We start from the raw sequence: 12,455 nt of genomic DNA on the forward strand, positions 1-12,455 counted from the left end.
CAAGATGAGATTTCCCATGGCGTAAGCCAGTAAGACCCCTTAGAGATGATGAGGTTGATAGGTCAGAAGTGGAAGTGTGGCGACACATGGAGCGGACTGATACTAATCGGTCGAGGGCTTATCCTAAATTTTTTCTTGACGTGAGTTTGATTTCTAGATTTAGTTTTGAAAGAATCGTTGATTCTTTTACCTTTGACAACGAGAAACAAGACGAAGAGATTCGCCGTTGATCGAACGTCAACATAGTCTGGTGGCAATAGCAAAGAGGTCACACCCGTTCCCATGCCGAACACGGTCGTTAAGCTCTTTTGCGCCGATGGTAGTTGGGGGCTTCCCCCTGTGAGAGTAGGACGTTGCCAGGCAAGCAGAGAGACACCTGAAAAGGTGTCTTTTTTTGTATAGAGAGGCGCAAAAGAGCTGCGCTTCGAAGAAGCGAAATGAAGAAGCAAGCACTCAGATTGAACAAAGCACGAATCCAAATCCATCATGAATAAACATCAAGGAAAGACATCGTGCCGCCCTGTGAGACGGAGTTATGAATGTCGTAAGGCTACATGGAATCGCAACCTTGAAATCGCTTCGTGCGAACCGACCCCGTAGAAAATCATGACGGAGCCAAAGGACGTTGCCAGGCAAGCAGAAAGACACCTGAATAGGTGTCTTTTTTTTGTATAGAGAGACGCAAAAGAGCTGCGCTTCGAAGAAGCGAATGTAAAAAGAACGTACCAAGATCGAATAAGGCATCAATCCAAAACCACCACGAATGATCATCGAAGAAGCGGCATCATGCTCCCCCTGTGAGACGAAGTCGTGAATTTCGTAAACCTACATGGAAGACAACCTTGAAACTGCTTCGTGCGAAACATCCCCGTAGGAAATCATGACGGAGCCGTAGGACGTTGTTAAGAAAGCAGCTTTATATATAGGTCAATATAAAAAGAAGTAGAAGCATGTTAGGTCGACAATTAGTTAGCCTTAAAACAGTCCTAAGAACGAAGAGTGTTTGAAACGATTGTAGCAACTGCAAATAACTACAAAAATGCTAAGTTAGCTGTGCATTAATTTTCTTAACAGAGCTCCTTGACTGTCTTGTTCAACGATCTCTAAGAAGTGCTTAATAAATGGCATTTCGTCACAATCCAATGTATGGAGTCTCTCTCCCCACCATTCGGTTTCATAGCGACAAATCATACTTAAATTATATAGTACTAAGTAGTAAACCATTAAGTCGGGCAGTTTAAGATAATCATCTTTTTGAGCGTGAATGAAGACACGATCGTTAAAATGAAAAAGCGGATTAACGTCATTGGCTGTTGAAACGACGTTGTGAATAGAAAGAGTATCCTTGCTCTCTACAACGTTTATTTTATGAGACACTCCTTGGGCTACTAAATATTCCGCAAATCGTTCAGCGGTCATGTGATAGGAATCTAACAGGGCACCAGGGAATGCGATGATTTGATTAGTTATTTTACCTGAGAAAAAAGGGTATTCTGACAGCAACGAGTCAAAGGCGTCCTTTAATCCGGGAAGTTGCTTAAAAAGAAGAGACATCGAATATTTGTCAGAATATTGATTTGGTTTCATGTGAAACATTTTTATCATGAAATGAGGAAATAACCCATCCCGCTGTACTTTTACTTCATCTGCTAAAAAAGAGTAGCCTTGTTTTTTGCGCTTCCGTGTTGATACGCCATGGGACAACACAGATGACTTAGATGGGTAGTCTGGGTCATATTTTAAAATACACGCTTTTAAAAGTTGAGACAGTCCGTAAAAGAGTAGCATAGGTTTAATAGCAACCGGAGCTAATTTAGCTTGTTGATAGTAAAGTTGTCCATGTTGAATGTGATACATAAACCGATAGGAGTTCATATAACTTTTTGATGAGGCTTGTTCTTTTGTTTCTAGCGTTAAGTAATGTTTCTGTAATAAATTCTTGGTAAAACTTGCTGATTCAAAAAATGTAAAATCGTTCATACGGTCAACCATCCTTATGTACAATGAATTCAGAAAAGTGCTACTTAAACCCTTGTCTTGACAGTAGTTTGCCCAGTTGATAAGCTACTAATAATATTTTCTGGCTTTTTTAAGGGGGACAAACACGATGTGGGATGACAAATTTCAAAAAGAAGGCTTAACGTTTGACGATGTTTTACTTTTACCAGCTAAATCTGAAATTCTTCCAAGAGATGTTTCAGTAGCAACAAAGCTTAGTGAACATGTAAAGCTAAATATACCTATTCTAAGTGCAGGTATGGATACAGTAACTGAATCTGAAATGGCCATTGCGATTGCACGTGAAGGCGGAATGGGAATTATTCATAAGAATATGTCCATTGAAGAGCAAGCGGAGCAAATTGATAAAGTAAAGCGTTCAGAGAGTGGCGTCATTACGGATCCTTTCTTCTTAACACCTGATCGCCAAGTGTTTGACGCAGAGCATTTAATGGGTAAATATCGTATTTCGGGTGTACCGATTGTGAATGACGAACAGCATCTAGTAGGAATTTTAACAAATCGTGATTTACGCTTTATTGAAGATTATTCAATAAAAATTGATGATGTGATGACAAAAGAAGGTTTAGTCACAGCATCTGTTGGAACAACACTAGAAGAAGCAGAGAAAATTCTGCAGAAGTACAAGATTGAAAAGCTCCCACTCGTTGATAACGAAGGTGTATTAAAAGGGTTAATTACTATTAAAGATATTGAAAAAGTAATTGAATTCCCTAATTCTGCAAAAGACAAGCAAGGGCGCCTTTTAGTAGGGGCTGCAATAGGCGTTTCTGCAGATGCAGACGTAAGAATTGAAGCAGTTGTAAAAGCTGGTGCTGATGCTATTGTTATTGATACTGCACACGGTCATTCACAAGGCGTGTTAAACAAAGTAGCCGATGTAAGATCTAAATACCCTGACCTTACGATTATCGCTGGAAACGTAGCTACAGCCTCAGGAACAAGAGCGCTAATAGAAGCTGGTGTTAGTGTAGTAAAAGTTGGGATTGGTCCAGGGTCGATTTGTACGACACGCGTAGTAGCAGGAATTGGAGTACCTCAAATTACAGCGGTCTATGATTGTGCAACTGAAGCGAGAAAACATGGCGTGCCAATTATTGCTGATGGTGGGATTAAATACTCTGGCGATATTACGAAAGCACTAGCTGCAGGCGGACATGCTGTTATGCTAGGTAGCTTGCTTGCAGGCGTTTCTGAAAGTCCTGGCGAGACAGAGATCTATCAAGGACGTCAGTATAAAGTTTATCGTGGTATGGGCTCACTAGGAGCGATGGAGAAGGGGAGTAAAGATCGTTACTTCCAAGAAAACAATCAAAAGCTAGTTCCAGAAGGAATTGAGGGACGTACGTCATATAAAGGACCTTTAGCCGATACGGTTCATCAGCTTGTTGGTGGAATTCGTGCTGGTATGGGATACTGTGGTACAGCTTCACTAGAAAACCTTAGAGATGAAGGGCAGTTTATTCGTATTACAGGAGCAGGTTTGAAAGAGAGTCATCCACATGATGTACAAATTACAAAAGAAGCGCCAAATTATTCATTATAATTGACAAACTTTTGACGAATAGATAGGGACTTCCCTATCTATTTTTTTGGATGTTCACATGATACAATAGGGGACATGTGTAGAAATAGTGGAGGTGTAATTTTGAAAAGAAATAACCGAGCGAAGTGGGCAAAAGTATCGGTCTTGTTCACGTTAATTTTAGCTCTAGTAACATTACCTTATCAACAAGCAGATGCGAATACAGTTAATATTGATGCATCAGCAGCGATTATGATTAATGGAGATACAGGGCAAATCCTTTATGAAGATAACATAGATGAACAATTAGCGATTGCAAGTATGACAAAGATGATGACAGAGTACTTATTATTTGAAGCGATTGAAGAAGGACAAATTGCCTGGGATGATACGGTAGCAATTGAAGATCATCTCTACCCTTTATCACATCAAAGTGGACTATCTAACGTACCGCTACGATCTGATTATGACTATACAGTCGAAGAATTATACGAATCCATGGCTATTTATTCAGCGAATGCTTCAACGATGGCACTTGCTGCTCATATCGCTGGATCGGAAACAGCGTTTGTTGAACAAATGAATGAAAAGGCAGGAGAATTAGGCTTAGATCAGTATGATTTTGTTAATTCAAGTGGCTTAAACAATTCTAGCTTAGATGGATTTCACCCAGAGGGTACTCCAGCTGATGCAGAGACTACTATGTCCGCTCGCTCTGTTGCCCAATTGGCTTATCACCTTCTAAACGATTACCCTGAAGTATTAGAAACGGCAAGCGTCCCGTTTGCTGAATTTCAGGCTGGACCAGATGAAACAGTTAATATGCCGAACTGGAATCAAATGTTGCCAGGAATGAGCCATGAATATGAAGGTGCGGATGGTTTAAAAACAGGTACGACAGATGCTGCGGGAAACAGTTTTACAGGAACAGCTTTACAAGATGGAACGCGTTTAATAACGGTTGTCATGAATGCAGGAAATCCCCAAGTTCGGACTGAACGTTTTGATGAAACAGAAAAGTTGTTTGACCATGGGTTTGACAATTTTGAAGAAATTACAGTTGTAGAAGAAGGCCAAGAACCTGAGGACAATATGATTTCTGTTAATGGTGGAAAAGAGACAGAGGTGCCAGTTGTAACTTCTGAAAACTTGAAGATCTCGACTCCACAAAATGCAGAGCAAGGATATTCATTAGAAGTAGCAATTGATGAAGACCGTATGAATGAAGATGGGGAACTCGTTGCACCGATTACTGCAGGTGAGCGGGTTGGAACATTGAAAGTAAACTTTGATGATCCAACTGAGTACATTCAAGGAACACAATCAAGTGGCGTAGCTCTTGTTGCGACAGAAGATATCGAAGAAGCTGGCTGGTTTACGATGTCAATGAGAGGAATCGGTTCCTTTTTCTCTGGTATGTGGACAAGCATTACAGATACGGTAACGGGCTGGTTTAATTAATAGCGTGAGTGAAAGAAGCAAGGGGTTGGACCTCTGCTTCTTTTTTTGCAATTCGGGTACACAATGAGCATAAGGGAGCTGATCTAAAATGAATATTTCTATTTTTCAACAAGATGTGTTATTGGGAGATGTAAAAAAGAATAGAGAAAACGTGACAACATGGATTGATAAAGTAGGTCAAGATAAGCAAATCAACAGTGTATTTTTACCAGAGTTATGGTCGTCTGGCTATGCGTTTCAAGACCTTAAACGGATTGCTGATGAGGCTGAAGAGACAAATGCGATTTTTGCAGAAAAAGCAAAACAACATAATCTTCATATTTTTGGAGGATCAATTGTAACAAATAGAGAAAATAAATATTATAATACAGCCCATATCTTTAATAAAAAAGGGGCGCTCGTTCATAAATATGATAAAACGCATCTTGTTCCGATGCTTGATGAACCAATTTATTTTCAGCAGGGGGATCACGCACCTCATACATTTACCTTAGATAACATAAACTTTGGGTTAATTGTGTGCTATGATTTGCGCTTTCCAGAGTTAGCAAGAATGTTAACACTTCAAGGTGCAGAGGTGTTAGTCGTACCTGCCGCTTGGCCAAAAGCAAGGACGTCGGTTTGGCTGAATCTACTTCAAGCAAGAGCGATTGAAAACCAAGTGTATGTAGTTGGAATTAATCGAGTTGGTGGAGATGATCAAACAGAATATGGTGGTCACTCCGTTATTATTGATCCTCGAGGAGATATTCTATCAGAAGCTCAAGGGTCTGAAGCGACGATAACTGCGCAACTAAAGCGAGAGGATGTGTACCGTATACGAGAGGACGTACCTTCTTTGAAGAATCGAAGACCAGAATTATATGAGTAAATGCAGCAGAATAGACGATGGGGTGCAAAATGATGTTGAACTTAGAAGAAATTATGAAGCTCGAGATTATGAAACCTGCAACCGTAAAAACAGCATCGCGTTATATTGCGGATAAACAAGTGGAGTGGGTGTCCATTACAGAGGCACCCGTTGAAAATTTCATACGCAAACATGAGCTTGTTCTAACGACAGGCATTGGGTACGGGCATGATCCTAAGCAATTTTTTGAATTTGTATCTGATGTCATCAAGTCTGAAGCAGCTGCATTGGCTATAGCGACTGGACGCTATATTTTTGAACTATATGAAGACGCTAAGGCTTTGGCAGAAGAACACCAGCTCCCAATTATTTTTCTCCCATGGGAAATTCGCTTTGCTGATTTAACGCAAGCTGTGACGGCACGCCTAATGGATCAAAAGCAAGCGGGTATTCGTTTTACCCAACGTATTCAACAAGAGCTCTTAACGTTAACGCTTGCAGGTGAGCGGCTTTCAACAATTATTAGTCATGTGTCAGATTGTGTATCTGTGCCTCTCGTAATCACGGATCATCTAGGCGTCATAAAAGGGAAAAGCAACCTTAGTACAGCCATTTTTGAGAATCACGTGCGAGTCGCATTAAAAAATATAAAATCATTTGATTATATAAGTGAACATCATCCTTTAGAAAGCAAGCTGCAAGAAGTTTGCTTAGAACAAGGAACCATTTATGTGCTACCGATTATTCAAACAAATAATTATATACAGGGTTATTTGTTTACAAAGCCATTGGAAAAACAAGACCAGGTGGATGAGCAAGGATTTTTAATCATTTTGGAACATACGGTAACTGCCGCCGCTTTCTGGTTTTTGCAAGAAAACGCTGTCCAGGAGGCAGAGGCAAGGATTCGAGATAATTTTGTTGCTGATCTTGCGAATGGGATGCAGACAAAACTGTTGAAAACAAAGGCTCAAGCGATGGGGTATAATTTAAACCTGACGTACCTTGCCATTGTCGGGGCTCCTCACAATTTTGAAGCGCTCTTTCGAGAAGGAAACCAATCGGTTACCTTTGACGAATGGCTTCATAGTATGGTTCATTATATTGAAGAAGAAATTTATTTTGCTGGGTCTACGATTGAGCGAGCGTGCATGTCAACCTTCTTAGAAGGACAGATAATCATCTTCCTTGAAGTTTCCGCAGACGACTATAAAGCAACCGTAAATAGCTTTTTAGATTTGTTGTATCGAAGGCTTGATCACTTGTTACCTGATGTTGAACTTACGTGGGCAATAGGTGATGCCGTAATCGAACCTTCCGAGTTTGAAGAGCGTTACAAAGAAGCAAAACAAGCGCTTTTATTGGGGTTTGGCCGATTAGGTAAAGGGAGTCGCATTTATTACTCTGATACAAAAATTGATCGAGTTCTTCATAAGATTGGCGAGGTTGATGAATTAAAAGCTTTAATTGAAGGATATGTCACCCCTCTTATTGACTACTCTACTTTAAGAGAGATTGATTTGATTGGCACCTTTATTGCCTATCAGCGAAACCAAAATAAAGTTTCGCAAACGGCTAGAGTTTTACATCTGCATCGACAGTCCCTCTTGTATCGCTTACGAAAAATTGAATCGATTACCGGTCTATCCTTAGCAAATCCTGATAACTTATTTTTACTTGATTTAAGCATTCGAACTTATCAAATTAGTGAAAACATGGAAACACCTCACTCGTAGGTGTTTTTCGTTTGTTAGATCCGTTAACGTTCAAACCCCTTGTCAAATAAGGAAAAATGAATGTGCATTTCAAACTGTCTAATAAATTAACCTAATTTTCATACATTTTTTACATTACGTTTTGAAAGCTGTCTTTATATAATGTTCATATAGAATCATTTGGATATTTAAGGAGGCAAAGCGATCATGTTTCCATTTACATTAGAGGAGTTTCAAGCTCGGATTGCGAATACGAAAAAGAAAATGGCGCAGCAAGGAGTTGACGTCTTATTAATAACAGATCCAGCAAATATGAATTATCTATCCGGATTTAACGGTTGGTCCTTTTATGTTCATCAAATGTTAGTCATCTTAATTGATGAAGAGCAGCCGATTTGGCTTGGTCGAAGTATGGATGCCAATGTAGCAAAACAGACAACATGGTTAATGCATGAGCGGATTATTTCGTATCCTGATTACTACGTGCAGTCAGAAGAACAACATCCAATGGATTTTATCGGTAAAGTTCTTGCTGATATCGGTCAGTCAAATCGTGCAATCGGGGTTGAAATGGATACGTACTATTACACGGCTCAAGCCCATCATCGTTTAAAATTGGCGTTACCGAATGCGTCGTTTGTTGATGCAACGAATTTAGTCAATTGGGTCAGAATTATTAAATCTGAACAAGAGATTCATTACATGAAGCAGGCAGGAAAAATTGCTTCTAAAGCGATGTATGCAGGTATGAATGCCATTCAAGCTGGTGCAAGAGAATGCGATGTGGTCGCAGATATTTATCATGCGCAGATTTCAGGAACTGAAGAAAGTGGAGGTGACTACCCAGCGATTGTACCACTCTTACCTGCAGGCATTAAAACAAGCGCGCCTCACATCACGTGGAACGATCAACGCTACCCAAATGAAGAAACGGTTATCATTGAACTTGCAGGCTGTCATCAGCGCTATCACGCTCCGTTAGCAAGGACGATTACAATCGGGAAGCCGCAACAACGGGTTTCGGACGTAGCAGACATCGTGGTGGAAGGGTTAAATGAAGTGATGGGCTTCATTAAGCCAGGTGTAACATGTGAGCAAGTGGAAGCAGTATGGCAAAAAACGATTAATCGTTACGGGTTAAATAAAAAATCACGACTAGGCTATTCAACAGGTTTAAATTATCCACCTGACTGGGGTGAGCATACAGCAAGCTTACGAAAAGGGGATCAAACGATCATACGAGAAAACATGGCTTTCCACGTCATTCCCGGCATGTGGTATGAAGACTTTGGCGTAGAAATAAGCGAATCAATACGCGTAACAAAAGATAGTTGCGAGCTTTTATGTAATTTTCCAAGACAATTGTTATCAAACACATCAATCCATTCAGCATCGTAAACAAAGATAGGGGATGAATCACATGACAGAGATGAATGAAGCAAAGTTAGCAACGAAAGCCGTATGGGCTGGCGAGAAAGACTATTTAGTGCACGGAGCCACACAAGTACCCGTCATTCCGAGTGTAGCGTTTGGCTACGATGATATGGATGAGTGGTATGAAGTGGCGATTGGTCGAAAGAAAGGTCATATTTATGGACGTAATACGAATCCAACGGTTCAAGCATTTGAAGATAAAGTGAAGGTATTAGAGGGAGCGAACGCAGCAACGAGTTTCTCTACTGGTATGGCTGCGATTTCAAATTCACTTTATACGTTTCTCCGTCCTGGGGATCGTGTCGTAACGATTAAAGATACGTACGGGGGCACGAATAAAATTTTTACTGAATTTTTGCCAAATATGAATGTAGAGGTTCAGTTCTGCGAAACAGGGAACCATGAGCAAATCTTAGAGGAAACAGCAAAAGGATGTAAGATCTTATATCTAGAAACGCCAACCAATCCAACAGTGAAAATTACCGATATCAAAAAGTGTGCAGAAGCCGGTCATGAGGCAGGAGCGCTAGTCATTGTCGATAATACATTTGCGACTCCTGTTAATCAAAATCCATTAAAGCTCGGTGCAGACCTCGTTATTCACAGCGCCACGAAGTTCTTAGGCGGTCATGCTGATGCGTTAGGAGGCGTTGTTGTTGGCTATGATGGTTCATTAGTAGAAGCGATTTATCATTACCGTGAGATTAATGGGGCGACAATGGACCCATGGGCTGCTTATTTACTCTTGCGTGGCATGAAAACACTCGACCTGCGGGTAAAACGCCAAGCCGAGAATGCGATGAAGCTAGCAACGTTTCTTAAAAAGGTAGAAGGCGTGGAGCAAGTCTTTTATCCGGGGCTTGAAGATCATCCGAATCACGCCATTGCGAAAGAACAAATGTCTGGCTTTGGCGGCATGCTGAGTTTTGCCGTTGCAGGAGGAGTCGATACAGTCCGCCATCTTTTGCCAAAGTTACAGTATGCGAATCGTGCTGCGAATTTAGGAGCTGTCGAGACAACGGTAGGACCTGCAAGAACAACAAGCCACGTTGAATGTACACCTGAAGAGCGTGCTGCAATGGGCATTCCCGAAGGACTTATTCGAGTTTCGTGTGGAATTGAAGATGCAGAGGATATTATAAATGATTTCAAGCAAGCATTCGAGGCTGCTAAAGTAGGCGTGTAAGATGGAGGCAATAAAAAAACGAGCGCAAGAGATAGAAGAAACGATCATTAAATGGCGGCGCCACCTCCACCAATATCCTGAACGTAGTTTTCAAGAAAAAGAGACGTCCGCTTTTGTAAAAAAACAACTTGAACAAATACCAGGGATGGAGGTTCGCCAATCTACACATGGATACGGCGTAATTGGAACATTATCAAAGGGAACAGGACCAACAATTGCTTTACGTGCTGATATGGACGCATTACCTATTGAAGAGGAGGCAAATGTCTCCTTTTCAAGTCAACATCCAGGTGTGATGCACGCATGTGGACACGATGCACATACAGCCATTCTTCTAGGTGCAGCTACACTGCTTTCAGAGCAATTTAAAAATGAATCGATACTTGGCACCGTTCGTTTTGTTTTCCAACCAGCAGAGGAAGCGACTGACGAGTATAACAAGTCAGGTGGCACGTACTTGATCGAAGAGGGCGTATACGATGAGGTCGATCTGGCGCTCGCTCTCCATATGTGTCCGTGGCTGACACCTGATGCGATCCAAGTTCATAAAGGACCTTCAATGGGAAGCTTGGACGTATTTAAAGGCACCATTAAAGGAACAGGTGGGCATGGAGCGTACCCTCATTTAGGGAAAGACCCAGTTTGGTTACTCTCCCAAGTACTACCGGCGCTTTATAGCCTGCAAGGAAGGCTCGTATCGCCATTGGAATCAGCTGTTTTAAGCATAGGGATTATACAAGGCGGAGCTGCCAATAATGTCATTCCTTCTGAAGTCTATGTAGAAGGAACGTTGCGCTGCTATACTGCTTCGACGCGAGCCTATTTACTTAAGGAAATTAAGAATACATTTAGCCTTGCTAATGTCTTTGGTGGAGAAGGTTCTTGCATGATTGAACCAGGGGAACCACCACTTTTGAATGATCATGATGTGGTTGATCTTGTCGTGCAAACAGCGATGCAGCTCTATCCAGACGATACGATCATTGATGCACCCTTTGGAATGGGAAGTGAAGATTTCGCTTATACGGCTGAAAAAACGAAAGCAGCAATGTTTTTCTTAGGCTGCCAACCAGCACATGGGCAGTTTGATTTGCATACACCACTTTTTCAAATTGATGAATCATGTTTACAAAAAGGAGCCAGTATGATGGCTGCTGCGGCAATCGCTGCTTTAAACAGGGGGAATGAGATGTGAAGCTTAAGTTAGCGTTACTAGGATTTGGGGTTGTCGGTCAAGGTCTAGTCGATCACTTGATTCATAACAGCGAGAAAGCAAAGGAAGAAGTAGGATTTGATCCAATCGTCGTGGCCATTTCTGATTTTAAAAAGGGGTCAATTTACGATCCGAATGGTCTTAATTTGGCGCTTGTTCTCGAAACGCTAGAAGAAACAGGTTCTTTAGATACGTACCCAGGTTCTAATGATTTGGTGCGAGGACTTGATGCGATTGAAACAATTATCGAAAGCAACGCAGACGTTGTGGTGGAAGCTACCTATACAAATGTTAAAACGGGAGAACCGGCAATTACCCATTGTAAAACCGCTTTTGAACATAAGAAAAGTGTTGTTATGACGAATAAAGGCCCAATTGCGCTCGCATTAAAAGAACTGGAGCAATTGGCAAAAGAAAACAGCGTTTTTCTAGGATATGAAGGAACAGTAATGAGTGGGACACCAGCATTACGACTTCCAAAAGCAACATTGATTGGCAACGAGATCACAAAAATTAGTGGGATTTTAAACGGAACTACCAATTATATGATTACACAAATGGAAGCGGGAAAATCATACGAAGCCGCTTTAGCAGAAGCACAAGAAAAAGGATATGCAGAGGCAGACCCAACGAGTGATGTAGAGGGTTATGATGCCATGTATAAAGTCGTCATCTTAGCCAATGCGATTATGGGTAAATCCATCACTGTGGATCAGGTCGAGCGTAAAGGATTAAATACATTGTCTCGTGAAGCAATCGTTGCAGCTAAAGCGAATCAACGATGTTGGAAAATGCTTGGCACGGTGGAAGAGCTTCCAAATGGAGATGTTCGTGCATCTGTCAAACCGGTCGAAGTTGCCATGGATCATCCTTTAGCAAGTATTGGCGGCGCAACGAATGCCGTGACGTATACGTGCAATATGTCAGGTGAGATTACGTTAACAGGAGCTGGCGCAGGGAAAAGCGAAACTGGTTTTGCGTTAATGATTGATTTAATTTATTGTCACCTGCATGTTCAAAAGCAAGCCACTATCACAATGGTGAATTAGGAG

9 protein-coding genes and 2 rRNA genes are annotated in these 12,455 nt (G+C 41.3%); 10 read left to right on the forward strand and 1 reads right to left on the reverse strand.

From position 1 onward, the window contains the following. A 23S ribosomal RNA gene (locus ACE1TH_RS20255) occupies positions 1-126 on the forward strand; the annotation flags it as partial. Positions 127-246: 120 nt separating this feature from the next. Then, positions 247-362: ribosomal RNA gene (rrf, locus tag ACE1TH_RS20260) — 5S ribosomal RNA — on the forward strand. A 685-nt stretch (positions 363-1,047) separates the two neighbouring features. Here the strand turns inward: rrf and ACE1TH_RS20265 are convergent. Further along, positions 1,048-1,980, reverse strand: a complete 933-nt coding sequence (locus ACE1TH_RS20265) for a YaaC family protein (RefSeq protein WP_375079827.1) — start codon at positions 1,978-1,980, stop codon at positions 1,048-1,050. A gap of 127 nt (positions 1,981-2,107) precedes the next feature. Between ACE1TH_RS20265 and guaB the strand changes: the two genes are divergently transcribed. From guaB to ACE1TH_RS20305, 8 genes are all read left to right on the forward strand, one after another. Continuing rightward, the gene (gene guaB / locus ACE1TH_RS20270; protein WP_375079828.1) at positions 2,108-3,565 is read left to right on the forward strand and encodes an IMP dehydrogenase; all 1,458 of its coding nucleotides are present in this window, start codon (positions 2,108-2,110) and stop codon (positions 3,563-3,565) included. 102 nt (positions 3,566-3,667) lie between these two features. Next, entirely contained in the window at positions 3,668-5,005 is a 1,338-nt protein-coding gene (locus ACE1TH_RS20275; protein ID WP_255224313.1) for a D-alanyl-D-alanine carboxypeptidase family protein, read from the forward strand. Positions 5,006-5,093: 88 nt separating this feature from the next. Then, complete coding sequence (locus tag ACE1TH_RS20280; protein ID WP_099305884.1) at positions 5,094-5,876, forward strand: carbon-nitrogen family hydrolase; 783 nt, start codon at positions 5,094-5,096, stop codon at positions 5,874-5,876. Between the two features lie 29 nt (positions 5,877-5,905). After that, positions 5,906-7,591 carry a PucR family transcriptional regulator gene (locus ACE1TH_RS20285; protein WP_375079829.1) on the forward strand — a complete coding sequence of 562 codons (1,686 nt, stop codon included), beginning with the start codon at positions 5,906-5,908 and terminating at the stop codon, positions 7,589-7,591. A 186-nt stretch (positions 7,592-7,777) separates the two neighbouring features. Then, positions 7,778-8,968 (forward strand): M24 family metallopeptidase, encoded by a 1,191-nt coding sequence (locus ACE1TH_RS20290; RefSeq protein WP_099305880.1) that lies wholly within the window; start codon positions 7,778-7,780, stop codon positions 8,966-8,968. 22 nt (positions 8,969-8,990) lie between these two features. After that, complete coding sequence (locus tag ACE1TH_RS20295) at positions 8,991-10,190, forward strand: cystathionine gamma-synthase family protein (RefSeq protein ID WP_099305865.1); 1,200 nt, start codon at positions 8,991-8,993, stop codon at positions 10,188-10,190. Position 10,191: 1 nt separating this feature from the next. Continuing rightward, positions 10,192-11,385, forward strand: coding sequence for a M20 metallopeptidase family protein (locus ACE1TH_RS20300; protein WP_255224314.1), 1,194 nt, complete (start codon positions 10,192-10,194; stop codon positions 11,383-11,385). Further along, positions 11,382-12,452 carry a homoserine dehydrogenase gene (locus ACE1TH_RS20305; protein WP_375079830.1) on the forward strand — a complete coding sequence of 357 codons (1,071 nt, stop codon included), beginning with the start codon at positions 11,382-11,384 and terminating at the stop codon, positions 12,450-12,452. Before ACE1TH_RS20300 ends, ACE1TH_RS20305 begins: the two co-directional genes overlap by 4 nt. The last annotated feature ends 3 nt before the right edge of the window (positions 12,453-12,455 follow it).

It is taken from the genome of Shouchella sp. JSM 1781072 (assembly GCF_041949915.1).
Taxonomy (GTDB): domain Bacteria; phylum Bacillota; class Bacilli; order Bacillales; family Bacillaceae_D; genus Shouchella.